Here is a 20,107-nt window from a genome sequence, read left to right as displayed (position 1 = left end):
CTCTCGGTGTGGTGGGTGGTTACTTGACCGCGCCCGACGTGATGCCGGAGATGATGCGCCGCTGGGCCACGATGAAGACGACCAGCAGCGGCAGGCTCATGAGCACCACGTAGGCGAAGATGAGATGCCAGTTGTCGAGGTAGAGGCCCGCGCTCGCGACCTGGAACAGGTTGAGCGGGAGGGTGTCCAGCCGTCCGCCGACCACGAAGAAGGCGTAGAAGACGTCGTTCCAGACGTAGAGGCAGATGAGGATGGTCGCCGTCGACAGCACGGGGACCAGCAGCGGCAGGATGATCGTGCGGAAGACCCGCAGCGGACCCGCGCCGTCGACCCGGGCCGCCTCCTCGAGCTCGTGCGGGATCGTGCGGACGAACCCGGTGACGAAGAAGATCACCGTGGACATGTACATGCCCATGTACACGCCGATCATGCCGACGGCGGTGCCGGCCAGGCCGAGCTGCCGCAGGACCAGCACGATCGTGACGACCGCCGGGGGCAGCACGATCCCGCTGATCGCCAGGGCGTAGAGCACGGCGAACGGACGGGTGGACCGGCGGGCGAGGATCCACGACGCCAGCGACCCGAGCGCGAGGACGCCCAGGACGGCCGGCACCATGACGAGGAGGCTGCCGCCGAGCGCCGCCGGGACGCGTCCCTGCTGCCAGACCTCGGTGAAGTTCTCCAGGTAGTGCCAGGTGGTCGGCAGCGCGAGGTTCGGGTTGAGCGCCTCGGCCTGGGTCTTGCCGGCGGTGACCAGCACGACCCACAGGGGCGCCGCGACGAGGACGACGACCGCCGCGACCGCCACGACGGGCTGCAGGCGCCGCCACACGCCGTGGCGGTCCGCGACGGAGCGCCGCCGGGTGCGGGCGGGGGTGGGGGTGACGGCCGTGGTGCTCACAGGACCTCCTCCCGCTTGCGCAGGGTCCGGATGACGGGGAACGCGAGGGCCACCACGACGACGAAGAGCACCAGGCTCATGGTCGTGGCCTGGGCGAACAGGCCCTGGCCGAACGTGCGGAAGATGAAGATGTTCAGGACCTCCGTGGTGCGCGCCGGGCCTCCCCCGGTGGTCGCCTGGACGATGTCGAAGCCGTTCATCGACCCGAGCAGCGCGGTGGCCACGTTGAAGGTGACGGCCGGGGCCAGCAGGGGGAACCGGATCTCGCGGAACGTGGTCCACGCCGACGCGCCGTCGAGGCGGGCCGCCTCGAGCACGTCCTCGGAGATGGTCTTCAGGCCCGCGAGGTAGATGAGCATGGACAGCCCCATCCACTTCCAGGCGTGCACGAGCGCCACGACGACCAGCGTCCAGGTGGTGCTCCCGAGCCACGGGATCTGGATCTGCTGCCCGAGCACCGCCGACAGCACCTGGTTCACCGCGCCGTCGGGCTTCAGCAGCGCCTGGAAGACGTAGCCGACGGCGAGGGCCGACATCACCACGGGCACGAAGAACATCACGCGGGCGAACCGGTTGACCCGGGTGTCCCGCTCGAGCAGCAGCGCCAGCAGCAGACCGAAGAGGTTCTGGAAGATCGCGACGAGCACCGCGTAGACCAGGGTGATGCGCAGCGAGGCCAGGAGGGTCCCGCTGGTGATCAGGTCCCGGAAGTTCTGCAGCCCGACGAAGCCGATCTCGGCCTTGAAGCTGGACCAGTCGGTCAGCGCGTAGACGAAGTTGAAGAGCGTCGGCAGGAAGAAGAACACCGCGAGCACGGCGAACGCCGGGAGCAGGAACCGCGCGGGGTGGTTCGCCCGGTGGCGGTCCTGCGGCCGACGGCGCTGCGGACCGCGGGCGGACGGCGCGGGCTCGGTGCGTGGTGGCCGGGTGGCCAGGTCTGGGGTCGTCACGTCATCACCTCGACGGTGCCGGGGCCGGACACACGTCCGGCCCCGGCACCACGGTCGGTCAGAAGCCCTCGACGCCCTGGGCGCGCGCGAGCTGGGCGAACTGGTCCTGGGTCTGCTGGGCGACCTCGGCGGGGGTGGTGGTCCCCTGGATCATGTCGGCCAGGTAGATGTAGAGGTCGGGGTTGGCCACGGCGAGCGCCTGCATCGACCCGACGGAGTCGCCGAGGGAGTCGTGCACGTCGAGCAGCGCCTGCGGCACGGAGTCGGGCGTCGTGACGTCGGTGCGCAGCGAGACGGTGTTCTGCGCCTCGACGAAGCCCTCGTACCCGTCGCCGAGCCAGAAGGACAGCAGCTGGCGGGCGGCCGCCTCGCGGTCGGCGTCGCCGGTGCGGAACGCGACCAGCGCGTTGGACTGGTCCGGGATGAAGGTGCCGACGTTGCCGCTCGGAGAGATCGGGAAGAACCCGATCGTCTCGTCGAGCTCGGCCGGGTCGGCCTTGGCCTGGAGCTGCCCGAAGAACGAGTTGACCTGGACCGCCATGGCGGCGTCGCCCGCGAGCAGCGCGTCGCCCTGGTCCTCGAAGGTGGCCGTGGCGATGTCCTCGTTGAACAGGCCCTCGTCGATCAGGCCCTGGTAGGTCTCGATCGCCCCGAGGACGGTCTCGTCGGTGAACGCCTCCTCACCGGTGTTGATCCGGTCCCAGAGGCCGTCGGCGGCGGCGTCGGCCAGCTGGACCTGCACCCACCACTGGGTCGCCCACCGGTCGCCCGCCATCTCGAAGAACGGGGTCTGGCCCTCGGCCTCGAGGTCGCGGGCGATCTGGAGGAACTCGTCCCAGTCAGCCGGCGTCCCGGTGATCCCGTGCTCGGCGAAGACCTCCTTGTTGTAATAGACGCCCTCGACGGCCGGGCTGCTGATGAGGGCCGCGTACCGGGTGTCGTCCAGGAAGCCGGTGATGTCCCGCACGCCGGGGCTGAAGCTGTCCAGCCAGGGCGCGTCGTCGAGCGGCTGCAGGTTCGTCGGCGCGTTGAGGGCCGTGAGCATGGACGCCGTCGGCTGCCAGAAGGCCAGGTCGGGCAGGTCTCCCGTGGCGACCTTGGTCTGCACGCCCTGCTCGTACGGGTCCGGGATCGTGACGACGTCGACCTCGGCGCCGGTGGCGGCCTCGAACTCGCCGACGACCGAGTCCGGCACGGTGGTCGAGTTCTGGGCGGCCCAGATCGTCAGGCTGGTGCCGCTGAGGTCGGCGGTCGGCTCCGGCCAGTAGCCGGCCTCCTCCGTCGGACCGTCGCCGGCGGCGGGCTCGGCCTCCGAGACGCTCGGGTCGCTGCAGCCGGTCGCGACGAGCGCGACCGAGGCCAGGGCGGCGGCCGCTGTCAGATACTTCTTCATATCGACTCCTTCGATGCTCCCGGGTCGTCGATGACCCGGTGCGGACGGGGGCTGGTCGGTCGGTCAGCCCGTCGGGTGGGTGATCTGCAGCAGGCGTGCGCCGGGCCGGGCGGCTCCGGCGCGTACCCGCAGACGGCCGGGCGCGATCTCGGAGACCTCCCAGTCGTCCGTGGCCGCGCGCGGGTAGAGGATCTCGGCCGTGCCCTCGGGCACGGTCAGGTCGATCGTCGTGGCGGAGCCCGACCGCGCCCAGAGCGCGATCCGGCTGTGCGTCGCAGACGACTTGCCGACGGCGACCCAGTCGTCCTCCCAGGACGGCAGGCCGATCGGCCAGAACGGTGCGCCGTCGAGGTCGGCGTCGTCCCAGGAGCGGGCGACCTCGACCCCCTCGCGGACCAGCCGCCGCTGCGCGGCGTCCATCTGGTCGAGCCGGCCCGAGAGGTAGAGGCGCCCGGAGATCCCGGTGATCATCGTGAACGCGATCTCCTCGGCGCTCATGTCCGGCTGGGGGTAGGCCCAGCTCGCGGCCTGCTCCGGCAGGATCGACACCAGGGCACCGGCCGCGATCGGCGGGTACAGCAGCGCGTCCTGCTGGTCGGAGGTCGACTGCAGCTCGAGACGGGACAGCATCGCGAAGTCCGCGCGCAGCCCGCCCGAGGCGCAGTTCTCGACGACGAGGTCCGGGTGCCGCTGCAGCACGCCGTCGAGCCACGACTGGTACGCGAGCGCGTGCTGGAGCAGGCCGTCGCCAGGGCTGTCCGCGGCACGGTCGGTGCCGACGCCCGGCGTCACGTTGTAGTCCAGCTTGAGGTAGCCGACGCCCATGTCGTCCACGAGGCGGTCGACCACGGCGTCGAGGTGCTTGCGCGAGCTCTCGTGGCGCAGGTCGAGCAGGTACCGTCCCTGCTCGACCACCCGGGTCCCGCGCCGCTGCAGGAACGCCTCGTGCGGCAGCGAGTCGGCCAGCGGGCTCCGCACACCGACGACCTCGGGCTCGAGCCACAGGCCCGGGACCATCCCGGCGGACCGCACGTGGTCGAGCACCCGGTCGAGGCCGCCGTCGCGGAAGCGCGCCCGCGAGGGTTCCCAGAGCCCGACCGAGTCCCACCAGTCGCCGTCGTCGTCGTACCAGCCCGCGTCGACGCAGAAGTAGTCCGCGCCGACCGCGGCCGCGGCGTCGATCAGCGGCAGCAGCTTCTCGGTGGTCGGGTCCCCCATCAGGGTGTTCATGTAGTCGTTGAAGACGATCGCGCCGCCGGCCCGCGGGGCGGACCGCAGGTGGCGGCGGTGGCGCGTCATCTCGGCCACGGCGTCCTGCCAGCCGCCGACGACGGCGCTGATCGACACGGGCACGCTCGTGAAGGTCTCGCCGGGGCGCAGCACGCGGGACCAGGCGTGGTCGGTGTCGGTCGGCCCGAACAGCCCGAGCGACACCGTCCCGTCGCCCGCGGCCGTGAGCCGCTCGGCGATCTCCGCCCGCCACGGGCCGTTGTGCTCGACCTGCCAGGCGAGCCCCAGCCCGGAGGTCCGGGAGGCGAGGGCGCCCGCCGGCACGCGCTCGCCCGAGGACCAGGCGCCCCGGCCGACGACGGCGTGGCTCCCCCGCGCGTCCTGCTGCTGGTGCACCGCGAGGTGGGCCTCGGCGAGCATGCCCTGGTCGCGCAGTCCGCGGGTCGTCCACCGGGACTCGGCGAGCCACTCGCTGCTGCCCTCGACCACCTGGACGTCGGCGACGGGCCCGGCGCCGACCGGGTCTCCCACGACGAGGGACGACACCGCCTGGAGGACGATCTCCTCCTCGCCGCCGTGGTGCACCGTCGTCCAGGCCTGGAGCGACGTGCGGCCGTCCGGGAGCACCAGGTGCGAGGTCACCTCGAGACCGGTGACCTCGTCCCGCTGGCGGACCGTCACGACGCGCCGCCCCGCCCCCGTCCCGACCTCGTGGTCGACGTACCGCAGGCGGGCGCCGACGGCGGTGGCGGTGTGCCGGAGGTTCGCGTGGGCGTGCCCGTGCCCCACGGCGAGGATCTCGACCAGCGGCTGGACGTGCCGGCCCGCGGCGTCCTCCGCCGCGTGGCCGACGTACGCGGTCACCGGGGAGTCGTCGGACCAGGAGACCTCGAGGTGCGCACCCCGCTCCCACAGGGGAAGGGTCGTGCGGTCGTGGGTCGTGCTGTCCATCGTGGCTCCCGTGCCTCTGGCGTCGTCGCGTGGCCACCATGAAAGCGTAGATCAGAAGAAATGGCAACGCTCACATCAAAACTGGTGGTCGCAATCTGATCGACGCTTTCACGACGCCGCACGGCCCGGCGCCCGGGATCCGGTGCCGGAGCGCTCAGGACGCGGTGTGCACGGCCGCCTCGACCCGACCGGTCGAGGCCCGGACGACCAGGTCGGGCACCATCCGGACCGACGACGCCGTCGTCCCCGGGGCGAGCTGGTCCAGGAGGAGGCCGACGACGCGGCGTCCGAGCGCCACGAAGTCCTGTCGGACGGTGGTCAGCGGCGGCGACCACAGCCCGCTCAGCGGATGGTCGTCGAAGCCGACGACGGACACGTCGTCGGGCACCCGGCGACCCTGGTCGCCCAGCGCCTTGACGATGCCCATCGCGAGCTCGTCGTTGCCCGCCAGGACGGCGGTGACCTCGTCGTCGGCGGCGAGGCGGGACCCGGCGTCGTACCCGGACATCGGGCTCCAGTCGGCCCCGATCACGGGCGGCACGGGTGCACCGGCCTCCGTGAGCGCCTCGCGCCAGCCGACCAGGCGGGCGCTCTCGGTGCCCACCGACGGGATGGACACGTGGTGGACCGTCCGGTGCCCCAGGTCGAGGAGGTACTGCGTCGCACGGTAGGCCCCGAGACGGTCGTCCATGTAGGCGTGCGGGACCGACTCGCCGCCGGAGCTGCTCCCGGCCGCGGCGGCCACCTTGGGCAGCCAGGCCGGCACGGCCCGGAGCGCCGCGGCCCCCGGGGGGTCGAACTCCAGCACCACGGCACCCGCGAGCGGCTGCCGCAGCGCGTGGTCGATCGCCTGCTCGGCGATCTCCGGCCGCGCCGACTCCACGACCGAGATCACGACCATGTACCCGGCCTGCCGGGCCGCCTCCTCGATGCCCTGCAGCGTGGAGGCGTAGCCGTAGCGCGTGGTGTTGCCGGCGAAGACCGCGATCATGGGCTGACCGCGGTTGGCCAGGGCCCGCGCGGCCCCGTTGGGGCGGAAGCCCAGCTCCTTGACCGCGGCCAGCACCCGGTCCCGGCGCTCGGCGCTCACCGGCACCGAACCGTTCAGGACACGCGACACCGTCGGCACCGACACTCCCGCCACCCGCGCCACGTCGGCGATGACGGGCGGTTTCACACCACGACTGTCGGCCATGGGACCAGCGTACGCGGGCCCCACGGCCGGCCGGTCGCGCGGTGGTGCGCGCGCGACCGGCGCGGGTCACGGGCGTTCCTGCGGGATCCAGACGCGCATCGTGCTGGGGCCCCGGTTCGCCCAGTCGTGGTACGGCACGAGCCGCACGTCGAGGGTCGCGCCCGGGGCGGTCGCGGGACGCGACCGGTACGGCCAGGGACCCTCCTCCCGCTCGACGAGCTCGCCGGAGACGTGCACGCCGTCCTCGAGGTCGTGCGGGACGGCGCCCGCCGCGATCCGGACCCGGTCCACGCCGACGCCGGCCGGGAGGTCGGTCGACTCGACGCACAGCACGAGCGGGCCCCGCTCGACGGCGGCGCAGCCGCGCACGGCGTCGACCCGGTCGTCCGCCACGGTCAGCCGCGGCTGCACGTCGAGGCGCAGCCGGACCTCGTCCCCCGCGGCGAAGCGCCGACGGGTCGTGGCCACCGGGCCGTCGACGGGCTCCCCGTCCAGGCTCGCCCGACCCACCGACCACTCGGGCACCCGCAGGGAGATCGAGACCTCCCCCGCCGGCGCCGCGACCACCCGCACCACGACGTCGCCGTCGTCGGGGTAGGACGTCTCGACCTCGAGCTCGACCTCGCGGCCGTCGCCGAGCGTCGTGGCGATCCGGCTCGGCACGTGCTGGTGGATCTGCACGCCGTCGTCCGAGACGGTCGCGACGTAGGCGGCGAACGACGCCAGGGTCCGCGCGACGTTGGTCGGGCAGCACGACACCTCGAACCACGGGGCCCGCAGGCGCGAGAGCGCGCGGGGGCTGGCCTCGTCGGGGTCGGCCTCCTCCCCCGGCTCCCGCTTGTGCAGCGGGTTGGTGTAGAAGAAGGCGTCGCCGGCGCGGGACGGCGAGGTCGCCACGACGTTGTACATCGTGCGCTCGACGACGTCGGCCCACCGGGTGTCGCCGGTGGCCAGCAGCAGGCGCCACGCCACCATCACCGACCCGATGCCGGCGCAGGTCTCGCTGTAGGCGCGGTCCGACGGCAGCTCGAAGTCGTCGCCGTAGGCCTCGTCCTGGTGGTGCGACCCCATGCCCCCGGTCAGGTACGTCCGGCGGGCGAGCGTCCGGGCGAACTGGTCGCGGACGGTCTGCAGGAGCTCGTCGTCGCCCGTGTCGACCGCGACGTCCACGGCGGCCGCCGTGAGGTACAGCGCGCGGACCGCGTGGCCGCGCAGCACCTCGGCGTCCCGGACCGGCACGTCGTCCTGGTAGTAGGCCCGGCCGAACTCGATGTCGGGCAGGCTGCCGCGCCCCCGCCGCTCGAGGAAGAGCCGCGCCTGCTCGAGGTAGCGCTCCTCCCCGGTGGTCCGGGCGAGCTCGACGAGCGCCACCTCGATCTCCGGGTGGCCGCAGACGTCGTCGCGCCCGGAGGGGCCGAACTCGACGCAGACGTGGTCGGCGGCGCGCCGCGCCACCCGCACGAGGGTGTCGTCGTGCCCGGTGCGCAGGCGGGCGACGGCGGCCTGGATCAGGTGACCGAAGCAGTAGAGCTCGTGCCCCCAGGCCAGGTCCGTGTAGCGCGGCTCCTGCCCGGGCCGGCCGTACTTGGTGCTGACGTAGCCGTCGTCGTCCTGGACCGCCTCGACCAGGAGCGCGATCTCCTCGATCCGCGCGTCCAGGCGGGGGTCGCTCGTGCGGCCGGACTCCCAGGCCATCGCCTCCAGGAGCTTGTAGACGTCGGAGTCGGCGAACTCCCGCCCGGTGCGCTGCTCGACCGTCCCGGCGAGCGCGTGCCGGAAGTTGTCGATCCAGCCGACCCGGGACTCCCAGTGGTCGCAGTGCGGGATGGACACCTCGGCGTTGCGCCGCTGGCGCTCGGCCCAGAAGCCGCCGGTCAGCTCGACCTCGTCGAGCCCCAGGGGACGCAGGGCACCGCGGGCCGGGATCACCGGCACGGGCCGCCTCGTCGCTGTCGTGGTCACGCTCATCCCTTCAACGCTCCTGACATGAATCCGTTGACGTAGTGCCGCTGCAGCACGAGGAACAGCAGGATGCAGGGGATCGTCAGCACGACCACGCCGGCCTGCGTGGCCCCGTAGTCGATGACGCCCATCACCTGCTGCCGCATGTTGACCAGCGCCAGCGGCAGCGGCTGGTTGTCACCGCTGACCAGGTACAGCGGCACCATGAAGTCGTTCCACGCGGCGAGGAACGCGAACAGCCCGATCGTGATCAGACCCGGCTTGACCGCGTGCAGGAGCACCCGGCGCAGCGCGGAGAAGGTGCCGCAGCCGTCGACCAGCGCCGCCTCCTCCATCTCGCGCGGCACCGCCTCGAACGCGATACGCATCATGAAGGTCGCGAAGGGCAGCTGGAACACGGCCAGCACGAGCCCGACGCCCACGAGGGTGTCGTTGAGGCCGATGTTCTTCAGCCAGATCACCAGCGGTACCAGCAGCGCCGCGTACGGGACCATGAGGATGGCCAGCGTGAGCAGGAACAGGGCGTCCTTGCCGGGGAACGTGAAGCGCGCGAACGCGTACCCGCCCAGCGTCGCGACGACGAGGGTCGTCACCACGGCCACGGCCGAGACGACGAGCGAGTTGCCCAGGTAGTGCCAGACGCCGTCCTGGTAGGCCACGAGGGTCTCGTAGTTGCCCCACCCGAAGCCGTCGACCTGGTTGGAGCCGGGCTGCGGGGACACCGAGGAGATCGACGTCCAGATGATGGGGTAGAGGAAGATGATCGCCAGTCCACCGGTCAGCACGTAGAACGGTGTGCGACCGGCGAGGCGGTTGAGTCGAGTCATGACGGGCTCCCTGTCACTCGTCCGGCGAACGCCGCAGCGTCTTGAGCTGGACGATGTTGATGATCACGAGGGCGGCGAGCACGATCACCGACAGCGCGGCGGCCATGCCCAGGTCCCGCTTGGACTCGAAGGCGAAGCTGTAGATCAGCTGCACGACCGTCATCGTCGACCCGTCGGGGCCGCCCTTGGTCAGGATGAAGAACTGGTCGAAGGCGAGCAGGGACCCGGTGACGCACAGGATCGTGCTCATCGCCAGCGACGGGCGCAGCAGCGGGAGCGTGATGCGGCCGAAGATCTGCCACGGCCGGGCGCCGTCGATGCGTGCCGCCTCGTACACCTCGTGCGGGATCCCCTGCAGGCCCACGAGCAGCAGGAGCATGAAGAAGCCCGCGAACCGCCAGACGATGAGGATGACCGTCGACCACAGGGCGCCCGACGGGGTCCCGAGCACGTTGACGTTCGCGTCGGCCAGACCGAGCGCCTCGAGGGCCGGCGAGACCGGTCCCACCTGCGGCGAGTACAGGGCGTAGAAGAGCAGGGACGCCGAGGCGAGGCCCAGCGACGTCGGGACGAGGAACGAGGTCCGCAGGATGCCGCGCCAGCGCGTGCTCTCCTGCACGAGCATCGCCAGGCCGAGAGCCAGCGCGATGAGGATGGCCGTGGTGATCACCGTGTACTTCAGGGTGAACCAGACCGACGGCCAGAACAGCCGGTGGTTGACGACCTCGACGAAGTTCTCGGGGAAGTTGACCCCCGAGTTGCCGCCGAGCAGCGTCCAGTCCGCGCCGGACATCCACACGACGAGGACGAGCGGCACGACGAAGAGCAGGGTGACGAGCAGAGCGGTCGGGCTGGCGTAGATCCAGCCCTGCCAGGCGCCGCGGTCACGGCGCCGGCGCCGTGGCGGCGGGGCGTCCGGCGTCCCCGCGGCGACGGCCCGGGGACGGGTGGGAGCGATGGACATCAGATCTCCAGAGAGGGTCCGGGCAGGAGGTGCGCGGGCGGCAGGGCACAGGGACCCTGCCGCCCGGCACGGTCACTGGTCGAGGACGGCCGTGATGGCCTCGTTGTCCTCGGCCACGGTTCCCGTCTGCCCGAAGGTGGCGTTGCGCGTGAGCGTCAGCCACGGGCTGTTGGCGGCGTTGAAGGCCTCGGAGAAGTAGTCAGCGACCGGGGTCCGGCCGTCGGCCGCGAGCTGGTTCATGGTGAGCGCCAGCGGGTTCTCCTGCGCGTACTCGTTGTCGAGCAGGCTGTTGCGGCCGGGGACGTCACCGCTCTGGGCGACGACCTCGAGCTGCGTCTCGTCCGAGAGCATCCAGGAGAGGAAGTGCCAGGCCTGGTCGACGTTCTCGGAGTCCTTCGAGATGCCCATGGCGTCACCGCCGAGGAAGGTCGACTGCCCGCCGTCGACGCCCGGGATGCCCCCGACGCCCACGTCGATGCCGGCCTCCTGGGCGGCGTACACGGCGGTGTTCGGGTACTGCATCACGCCGACGTTGCCGTTGGAGAAGGGGGCGGTCCAGGTGGCGCCGTTCTCCTCCTCGGAGCCGGCACCGACGGCACCGGCGTCGTTCATCGCCGCGTAGGCGTCGTAGACGGCCTGTGCGGTCTCGGAGTCGAGCAGCGACTCGCGACCGTCCTCGGAGAGGACCTCCTCACCGGAGGCCCAGATCGAGGGGAACCAGGTGAAGACCAGGCACCCGCCGCAGTTGCCGCCGTAGTACGTGCCGGAGACGCCGTCCTTGTCCAGGGCGGCGATCGCCTCGGCGTGCTCGCGGAACTCGTCCACGGTCGTCGGCCCCTGCTCCGGGTCCAGACCGGCCTCGCGGTAGAGGTCCTTGTTCCACGCCATGACCGAGATGTCGGTGACGAACGGCAGGGTGTGCTTGTTCCCGTCGACGTCGGTCCCGGCGTCCACGTGGCCGCGGGTGATGTCGTCGACGTAGTCGAGCCCGTCGATCTGGGCGGTCAGGTCGGTGAAGAGGCCGTTGGTGACCCAGTAGGGCAGGCGGACGACGTCGCCGGCCAGGAGGTCCGGCAGCTCGCCGTTGGTGGCGGCGGCGCCGACCTTGCCCTCCATGTCGTCGTTGGGGACGATCTCCAGGTCGACCTGGTTCTCGTGCGAGGCGTTGTAGGCGTCCACCAGGGTGCGCGCCTGGCGCTCCAGCGGCGCCCGGGTCCACATCGTCAGCGTCGTGCCGTCGTCCGTGCCGGTGGCCGACATCTCCGCCGGCTCGCTCCCGGCGCTGGTGCCGCCGTCGGAGCAGGCGGTCAGTCCGGCGAGCGCCAGACCGGCCACGGTGACCGCGGCAAGGCCCTTCGCGCCCCGGAAGGTGCGGTACGTCATCGTGCTCTCCTCAGTTCGTCGTCGAACGTGCACGTCCGGTACGGACGCGAGGCCGAAAGCCTTTTCGGCACATTAGGTTCTCGCGCGGGCGGTGTCAAGGACTGACGGCAACCTCGCTGCCCGATATAGTCGTCGGTAGGTCGGACGACGAGTGTGCCGACGCCGAGCCGACGGAAGGTCCCCGATGCCGACGAAGCCTGAGAAGAAGCGCAGGCCAGCCACTCTCGCCGACGTCGCCCAGATGGCCGGGGTCTCGATCGCGACGGCCTCGAAAGCCTTGAACGGCCGGAGCCAGGTGAAGGCCGAAACCCGGGCACGAGTTTTCGCCGCCGCCGAGCAGCTGAAGTTCTCCCCGAACGCCATGGCGCAGAACCTCATCAGCGGCCGGTCGGGGACGATCGGGCTGGTGACGCACGACCTCGAGGGCCGCTTCTCGATCCCGACCCTCATGGGTGCCGAGGACGCCGCCGGCAACGGCCGCACCTCCGTGCTGCTCTGCGACGCGCGCGGCGACGCGCTCCGCGAGAAGTACCACGTGCAGACGCTGCTCGGCCGCCGCATCGACGGCCTCATCGTCGTCGGCGCCCGCCCGGACCCGCGCCCCTCCCTCGGACCGCTGCCGGTACCGGTCGTCTACGCCTACGCACCGTCCGAGAACCCGCACGACACCTCGATCGTCACCGACAACCGGCTCGGCGGGCGGCAGGCGGCCGAGCACATGCTCGCCTGCGGCCGGCGGCGGATCGCGCTCATCACCGGCGACTCGGACTACGGCGCCGCCCACGACCGTGTCGACGGCGCGCGCGAGGTCCTCGACGCGGCCGGCGCCGAGATCGTGCAGGGCGACGCCCTCTACGGCGCGTGGAGCGAGGAGTGGGGACGCACGGCCGCCGGTCTGGTCGTCGCCCAGCACCCCGACATCGACGGGATCATCTGCGGCAGCGACCAGATCGCCCGCGGCGTCCTCGACACGCTGCGCGAGACCGGTCGCAAGGTGCCCGACGACGTCGCCGTCACGGGCCACGACAACTGGGAGATCCTCGCGCTCAACGCGCGTCCGCAGCTGACCAGCATCGACATGCGCCTGGAGGAGCTGGGACGACAGGCGGCCGCGCTCCTGTTCGACGCGATCGGCGGACGGGCCGACGAAGGGGTGCACGTCGTGGCCCCGCGCCTCATCCCGCGCGCCTCGACAGGGCCGCGCGTCGCCTGACCGCGCGGACGGATCCTCCGACCACGGACGACGGGACGCCCTCGTCCCTACGCACCCGACCCGCGGTGCGCAGGGACGGGGGCGTCCGCTCGCGCGTCCCCACGGTGAGCGGGCGATTCGCCCGAAATCCTGGTGCACTGAGACCGTAACTCCACGAAACCCCTTTCACTATTTCCGGATCTGTGTGAGCATGACGGCTGAGCCCGCACGGCTCTCCGGAGGGGAAGGACACCGCGGTCCTGCCACGACCGGCCGACGACGGCACCTGGTGCGATCCCTCCTCCGGGGCCGGGCTCGACGGACCGCACCGGACGAATCGATGGAGAGAAGTCAATGAACGCACGTGCAACGACGCAATGGTTCGCAGGCGCCACGATGGGTGTGCTGCTGGTGGCGACCGTGGGCGCCGGGACCGCAGCCGCCGAGGACGTGGACGACCAGGGGATCGACGTCTCGGTCGACATCACCGACCAGGGCGGCGGCGAGCTGTCCATGACCGTCGCCGCCAACGAGGGGGTCGACCTCGTCGAGGAGGGCTCGGACGAGTCCGCCCGGCAGTTCGTGGGGACGACGCCGACCGTCACCGTGACCGACACCCGCGACCCCGCCGACGTCCCCGAGGGCCACTACTGGGCCGTGCTCGGCCAGGCCGGCGAGTTCGTCGACGCCACCGACGGGACGAAGACGATCGGGGCGGAGTACCTGGGCTGGACCCCGACGCTCCTGTCGGAGAGCTCCACGGGACTCGTCTCCGAGGGCGAGCCCGTGGACAGCGCCGTGGACGCCGGCCCCGGTCTGGCGGGCCAGGAGCTGCTCGTCTCGACCTGGGAGTCGGGCGCGGAGAGCGGGACGTGGGACGTCGCCGCGGACCTCGCGCTGCGCACCCCGGCGGACGTCGAGGCCGGGTCGTACTCGTCCACCATCACCCTGACCCTCATGGAGCAGTCCTTCTGAGAGCAGGCCCCGGTGCCTCGACGGCGCGCGGCCCCGCGGTGCGGGAGCGCACGCCGTCGAGGCACCCCGTCGCGAATGGAGGTCCCATGCCCCGGAGCATCGCGCGCCTCGCGGCCGGTGCGGGCACGGCCGCCCTGCTGGTCGCCGGCGTCCCAGGAGCGGCCGGTGCGGCCGCGCCCGGACCGGCCGTGACCACGGCCGACACCGACACCATCACCTGGTCGCTGACCCCCGCGGACGCCGAGGGCGCCGACGGCCGGCGCCGCATCGCCCTGGAGCTGGAGCCCGGCCGCTCGACGACCGAGCACGTCGCGCTGACGAACAGCAGCGCCACGAGCGTCACCTTCGACCTCTCCGCGGCGGACGGCTACCTCACCGCGAACGGCAGCTTCGACCTCCGGGCGGCCGACGTCGAACCCGCCGGGGGCGGCGCCTGGATCGAGCTGGAGGACGAGATCACCGTCGCCGCCGGCGAGACCAGCGTGATCCCCCTGACCGTCGCCGTGCCCGAGGACGCGGTGCCCGGCGACCACCCGGCGGGCGTGGCCGCCGCCGTCTCGACGAGCGACGGGCCGGTCACGGTCAGCAACCGCGTCGGCGTCCGCGTCGACGTCCACGTGCCCGGCGAGGTCTCCGCGGCGGTCGCCGTGGCGGACGTGACGGCGGTGCACGCCTCCTCCTGGAACCCGTTCGAGCCCGGCACCGTGGACGTGGAGGCCACCCTGACGGCCACCGGCAACGTCGCGGTCGCCGTCGACCAGGCGGCCGCGGCGAGCGGAGCGGCCGGGCTGGTCCCGCAGGCCCGCAGCGCCCCGACGACGCCGGTCGACCTCATCCCGGGCTCGAGCGTGCGCACCTCCGTCCAGGTCCCCCGGGTGTGGCCCCTGGGCCCCGTGTCCGTCGACCTGACGGTCACCCCCACCCCCGCGGACGGCGTCGACGCCGCCACGTCGCCGCAGACCGTCACCGTCACCGCCTGGGCGATCCCCTGGCCCCAGCTCCTCCTGGTCCTCCTCGCCGTGGCGACGGTGCTGGGGCTCCGCGCGGTGCGCGCCGCGCGCCGCGAGCGCCTGGACGCCCTGCTCGCCGCCGCCCGTGCCGAGGGCGCGGCGTCGGCCGCGCGCTACCGCGCGGAGCGGAGCCCGGTCGGCCCGCCCGGCTGACCCGCACGCACGCCGCGGCCCCACGGCCCCGTCGCGTCGCCTCCCCGGAGACGGCGCGACGGGGCCGTCCTGCGTCCCGGCGGGCCGGGCCACGCTCACCTCGCGCCACCGCTCCCCCGACGGCCCGGCACGAAAACAGGTGCCGAAAACACCGAAAGCCATTGCAGGCTTTCGGCACCGGTGCTTGACTGTCGCCCAACCGGCGATCGAGGACGATCCGCCCTCGGTGCACGACGCCCGCCCTCGACGGACAGGCCCGGCGGATCCGTCCGATCGCACCTGCAGGTTCCCGACGGAGAGGACTTGGTGATGTCAGCAAGACGCAGAAGCAGGCTCGTCGCATGCGCGACGACCGGCGCCCTGGCACTGACCGGGCTGGGGGTGGTCCCCGCGGCGGCGGACGACCACGTCGTGCCCGGCAACGAGAGCGACGTCGGCGTGTACACCGACGGCACGACGGACTCCATGGACATCGGCGACCCGACGTACGCCGGCGTCGCCGAGACGACCGCCGCGCTCGAGCCCGGGGTCCCGTGGACCGCCGGCTCGATGCACCAGTCGATCTTCGACCAGGACCTCGCGGCCGGCGGGACCGACTACTACCTGGACCGCGTGCTCGGGGTCTCCGGGACGGCGAACAACGGCGTCCTGCAGACCCGCGGGCGCTCGCTCTACCTGCGCGGCAACAGCAGCTGGGGCGTCATGGGCTTCGCGGGTGACGCGCACGCCGGCGGACCGAACAACCTGGGCGACTTCTACCGCGTGACCGTGCCCGGCGAGGACGTGTCCGAGGTCGGCGCCGAACGCTTCAACGCCCCCAGCCACGCGAAGGCGCGCTACACGGTCGGCTCGACCGGGGTCACGGCCGACCTCAAGAAGTTCATCACGTACGACAACGTGGCCGTCTCGGCGGTCACCTTCACCAACGACGGCGACTCGGACGCCACGTTCACGGTCCGGGCGACGTCGCCCGTCGCGACGGGTACCGGGGAGGCGGCCGACGAGCTGACCGGCCGCCACACCCTCACCAGCGGCGCGAACAACGGTCTGGTCGACACGCCGTGGTCCACGGTGACGGTCGACCTCAAGGCCGAGGGCTTCGAGCGGTCCGGCGCGAACCTCGAGCGGGAGATCACGGTCCCCGCCGGGGGGTCGGTGGACCTGTCCGTCGTCGGCGCCCTGTACAGCGCGTCGATGCCCGACACCCGCCCGAGCCTGGAGGACTACGCCGCGCTCGAGCCGGCGGAGGCCTTCCGTCAGGGCGTCACGGAGTTCAACCGCCGCTGGGCCCAGGACATCCCCTACATCGACGTCCCCAGCGACCCGATCGAGAAGGCGATCGTCTACCGCTGGTGGGGCGAGCGCTACAACATCCTCGACACGAACGAGCCCGGGTACGTCTACCAGTACCCGACGACCGTCGAGGGGTCGAACCTCTACCAGAACTCGGTCGCGCTCACCCAGCCGATGCACCTGCAGGACACCAAGTGGATCCGCAACCCGTACCTCGGGTACGGCCAGGTGCTCAACATCGGTGAGCTGTCCGGCTCGTCCGCGTTCCTGGACAGCCCCGGCCACACGAGCTGGAACAACCACTACTCGCAGTACCTCGGCACGGCGGGCCTGGAGGCCTTCAACGTCCACGGCGGAGGCGCCGACGTCGCCGAGCGGTTCGCGTCCTACTTCGAGTGGGACGGCGTCGGGCAGCTCGAGCACTACGACGGCAACGACGACAAGCTGATCGCCTACGACACCAACTACATGCCGGGCAACGACGCCGACGCGATCAGCTTCGGCTACCCGAAGGACGGCACCGGCGAGCCGGGGGCGTGGACGATCGAACGTCCCGAGTCGGCCTACGTCTGGGGCGACTTCGACGCGGCCCGCCAGCTCTACGAGATGGCCGGCGCCGACGCCGCGAAGGTCCAGGAGATGGGCGACACCGCCGACCAGATCCGCGACGCGATCCTCGGCCGGCTGTGGAGCGACGAGATGCGGATGTTCCTCGCGGGCACCTCGCACGGTGCCACGTCGGCGGGCAGCCAGAACCCGCTGTCCGAGGCCGAGCGGGACCTCATCCCGGCGAAGGAGTCGAACCTCTACGACGTCTACGCCCAGAACCTCATCCCGACCGACCAGGCGGAGCAGTACGTCGACGGGTTCCGGTTCCTGCGCTACGGGGACAACTTCCCGATCTTCCCGTTCTACACGGCGAACCAGTACGACAAGGACAAGTTCGGGATCGGCGGGTCGAACAACTTCTCCAACATCAACTTCACGGTCCAGTACCGCGCGGTGCGTTCCGCCCTGCGCCACTACGACCCGGAGGGGAAGTACATCACCCCCGAGTACGCCGCCCGCCTGCTCGACTGGATGGCGTGGAGCGTGTACCCGGACGGTGACACCCGGATCCCGAACCAGTCCGAGTACTACGCGAACTGGAACCCGGACACGCAGTCGTACAGCCGCGTGAACCCGAACCACGTGATGCTCGGCAACATGAACTACATCTACGTCGAGGACATGGGCGGCATCCAGCCGCGGTCCGACGACAAGATCGAGCTGTGGCCGATCGACCTCGGGTACGACCACTTCATGGTCAACAACCTGCGGTACCACGGCCACGACCTGACGATCGTCTGGGACCCGGACGGCTCGCACTACGGGCTCGGCGAGGGCTACAGCCTGTTCGTCGACGGCGAGCGCAAGGCCGCGGCCGACGGCCTGGGTCGCTTCGTCTACGACCCGGCCGCGCACGAGGTCGTGGAGTCCGACGACGGCCTGACCGTCGCGGTCGACGGGACCGAGGGAGCCGACCTGCCCGCGGCGGTCGACACCCCCCTCGAGGACGAGCGCGTGGTCTCCTACCTCAAGACCGCCGGCATCGACGCCACCGAGGACGCGCCCGACCTGGCCACCGACGCGGTGCTCTCGTCGTCGGCCACCCAGGACGGACCGCGCCCGACCCCGTGGCGCGAGTTCCACACGCCCGGCACCGGGTCGATGAACTACACGCCCGGCGCGATCAGCGCGACCGAGCGGCCCGTGTCCCTCGACGCGGTGACGGACGGCGTGACCGCCAACGAGCCCTACTGGGGCAACTACGGCACCGAGGGCGACACCGGGTACGTCGAGCTCGACCTCGGCGAGCCGACGTCGTTCGACAACGTCAAGGTGTGGTTCGTCAGCGACCGTCAGGACGGCGGCTACCACGAGCCCAGCCGGTACTCGATCCAGGTGCCCGACGGCGACGGCGGCTGGACCACCGTGCCGGACACGTACAAGGCGCCGAAGATCCCGGGACCGAAGTTCAACGAGGCCCTGTTCCCGACCGTCACGACGGACCGTGTCCGGGTGGCGTTCACGAACACCCCGGACCGCTGGACCGCGATCTCCGAGATCCAGGTCTTCGACTCCGGGCGCGACGTCCCCGCGGTCGTCAACGACCCGCCCGTCGTCACGGCCTCGGCCGACCTGACCCAGGACGGCAACCTGTCCACGCGCCTCGTGGGCACCGTCGTCGACGACGGGCTGCCCGAGGGCGGCGAGCTCACCCACGCGTGGTCCGTGGCCTCCACCCCGGAGGGCGCCACCGCCATCGTCAGCGACCCGGACGCCCTGACCACGACCGTCACCGGGACCGTCGAGGGCACCTACGTCTTCCGCCTCACCGCGGACGACGGCGAGCTGACCACGGAGCGGGACGTCGAGGTCGAGCTGACGGCGAAGGAGGCCTCCGCGGAGTTCGGGGCGGCCGCGTCGATCTCGACCAGCGGCTCGGCGTCGTGGGAGAACCCCTCCCTCGTCAACGACCCGAGCACGCCCTCGAGCTCGGGCCCTGGCGCGGGCAACGGCTGGGGCACCTGGGGCCAGCCGAACAACGGTTCCAGCGAGTCGAACGCGGCGTGGATCCAGTACGCCTGGGACTCGCCGGTCCTGGTCGCCTCGACCGAGATCTACTGGTACGACGACCAGGGCGGCACGCGCATGCCGCAGGCGGACGCGTACACGGTCGAGCACAGCCAGGACGGCGAGAGCTGGACGCCGGTCACCCTGACCGGCGACTCGTCCTACGCCGACGCCCTGCAGCGCGACACGTACAACCGGCTCGAGTTCGAGCCGGTCGAGGCGAGCCACCTGCGGATCCGCATCACCGGCATCCAGGGCGGCGCCGGCGGGACCGGCGTGCTGCGCTGGCGCGTCAACGGGGACACCGTCGACGAGCTGGCCAGCCCGGTGATCATGCGCACGGTCACGGGGACCGTGCCGACCCTGCCGACGTCGCTCGACGTCGTCTACTCCACCGGTCAGCGCGGCACGGTCGACTTCACCTGGCAGGAGATCACGCCGGACATGGTCGCCGAGACCAACGTGGACCCGTTCACCGTCTACGGCTCGAACACCACGTACGGCCTGATCGCCGAGGCCCAGATCTACGTGCGGCCCGAGGACTCCCCGGGCGGCATCTCGATCCAGGGCGCGGAGCAGTTCAGCGAGACCGTGGACGTCGGCGAGGAGCCCTGGCTGCCCACCACGGTCCAGGTCTCGTACAACGACGGCTCGCGCGACAACCAGGCGATCGGCGTCGAGTGGGACTACGACCCGTCCGTGGTGGAGACGCCCGGCGTGTACGAGATCCACGGTGACCTGGTGCTCCCGGAGTACGTCGGCACCGCCGGCACCACGACGACGACCCTGACGCTCACGGTCGGCGACGGTCAGCCGGCCGGGCCGGAGGTGTCCGTCACGACGCAGACGCGCTGCCTCGGCGGGAAGGTCTACCTCGCGGTGCGGGCCACGAACGACGACGACGCGGCGCTCGCCGTCACGATCGACACGCCGTTCGGGTCGAAGGAGTTCGCCAACGTCGAGCCGGGCAAGAACGCCTACCGGGCGTTCCCGGCCCGCGCGGCGTCGATCGACGCCGGCGAGGCGACCGTGGTCGCGACGGACGCCGAGGGCGCCTCGTCGACGGTCACGAGCGCCTACGAGGCCGCGAGCTGCGGCTGACCGGAGGTGCC

Annotated in this window: 13 protein-coding genes; 4 read left to right on the top strand and 9 right to left on the bottom strand. The window is 71.9% G+C overall.

Annotated elements, in window-relative coordinates; all coding sequences use genetic code 11:
• Positions 1-19: 19 nt before the first annotated feature.
• From V5O49_RS09805 to V5O49_RS09765, 9 genes are all read right to left on the bottom strand, one after another.
• Positions 20-901, bottom strand: coding sequence for a carbohydrate ABC transporter permease (locus V5O49_RS09805; RefSeq protein WP_278235705.1), 882 nt, complete (start codon positions 899-901; stop codon positions 20-22).
• On the bottom strand, positions 898-1,851 hold the full coding sequence (locus tag V5O49_RS09800; RefSeq protein ID WP_278235706.1) for a carbohydrate ABC transporter permease: 954 nt from the start codon (positions 1,849-1,851) through the stop codon (positions 898-900). The genes V5O49_RS09805 and V5O49_RS09800 overlap by 4 nt, the downstream gene beginning before the upstream one ends.
• Positions 1,852-1,909: 58 nt before the next feature.
• Positions 1,910-3,244: an ABC transporter substrate-binding protein gene (locus V5O49_RS09795; RefSeq protein ID WP_332902063.1), complete on the bottom strand. Its 1,335-nt coding sequence runs from the start codon at positions 3,242-3,244 to the stop codon at positions 1,910-1,912.
• Between the two features lie 63 nt (positions 3,245-3,307).
• Entirely contained in the window at positions 3,308-5,425 is a 2,118-nt protein-coding gene (locus tag V5O49_RS09790; protein WP_332902062.1) for a glycoside hydrolase family 36 protein, read from the bottom strand.
• 154 nt (positions 5,426-5,579) lie between these two features.
• Positions 5,580-6,620, bottom strand: coding sequence for a LacI family DNA-binding transcriptional regulator (locus tag V5O49_RS09785; RefSeq protein WP_332902061.1), 1,041 nt, complete (start codon positions 6,618-6,620; stop codon positions 5,580-5,582).
• Positions 6,621-6,686: 66 nt separating this feature from the next.
• Positions 6,687-8,588 carry a glycoside hydrolase family 127 protein gene (locus tag V5O49_RS09780; RefSeq protein WP_332902060.1) on the bottom strand — a complete coding sequence of 634 codons (1,902 nt, stop codon included), beginning with the start codon at positions 8,586-8,588 and terminating at the stop codon, positions 6,687-6,689.
• A complete protein-coding gene (locus V5O49_RS09775; RefSeq protein ID WP_278235711.1) occupies positions 8,585-9,409 on the bottom strand; it encodes a carbohydrate ABC transporter permease in 825 nt (274 codons plus the stop codon). The genes V5O49_RS09780 and V5O49_RS09775 overlap by 4 nt, the downstream gene beginning before the upstream one ends.
• A gap of 13 nt (positions 9,410-9,422) precedes the next feature.
• Positions 9,423-10,373, bottom strand: coding sequence for a carbohydrate ABC transporter permease (locus tag V5O49_RS09770; protein ID WP_332902059.1), 951 nt, complete (start codon positions 10,371-10,373; stop codon positions 9,423-9,425).
• A gap of 72 nt (positions 10,374-10,445) precedes the next feature.
• Positions 10,446-11,756 (bottom strand): ABC transporter substrate-binding protein, encoded by a 1,311-nt coding sequence (locus V5O49_RS09765; RefSeq protein WP_332902058.1) that lies wholly within the window; start codon positions 11,754-11,756, stop codon positions 10,446-10,448.
• 184 nt (positions 11,757-11,940) lie between these two features.
• Here V5O49_RS09765 and V5O49_RS09760 point away from each other — a divergent pair, with 184 nt between their 5' ends.
• From V5O49_RS09760 to V5O49_RS09745, 4 genes are all read left to right on the top strand, one after another.
• Complete coding sequence (locus tag V5O49_RS09760; protein WP_332902057.1) at positions 11,941-12,969, top strand: LacI family DNA-binding transcriptional regulator; 1,029 nt, start codon at positions 11,941-11,943, stop codon at positions 12,967-12,969.
• A gap of 333 nt (positions 12,970-13,302) precedes the next feature.
• Complete coding sequence (locus V5O49_RS09755) at positions 13,303-13,923, top strand: hypothetical protein (protein WP_332902056.1); 621 nt, start codon at positions 13,303-13,305, stop codon at positions 13,921-13,923.
• Between the two features lie 86 nt (positions 13,924-14,009).
• On the top strand, positions 14,010-15,086 hold the full coding sequence (locus V5O49_RS09750; RefSeq protein ID WP_332902055.1) for a WxL protein peptidoglycan domain-containing protein: 1,077 nt from the start codon (positions 14,010-14,012) through the stop codon (positions 15,084-15,086).
• A gap of 309 nt (positions 15,087-15,395) precedes the next feature.
• The gene (locus V5O49_RS09745) at positions 15,396-20,096 is read left to right on the top strand and encodes an Ig-like domain-containing protein (RefSeq protein ID WP_332902054.1); all 4,701 of its coding nucleotides are present in this window, start codon (positions 15,396-15,398) and stop codon (positions 20,094-20,096) included.
• Positions 20,097-20,107: the final 11 nt, after the last annotated feature.

Origin of the sequence: Isoptericola haloaureus, from assembly GCF_036689775.1 — a bacterium.
In the GTDB taxonomy this organism is placed as follows: domain Bacteria; phylum Actinomycetota; class Actinomycetes; order Actinomycetales; family Cellulomonadaceae; genus Isoptericola; species Isoptericola haloaureus.
This window is presented reverse-complemented; position numbering and strand designations above follow the sequence as displayed.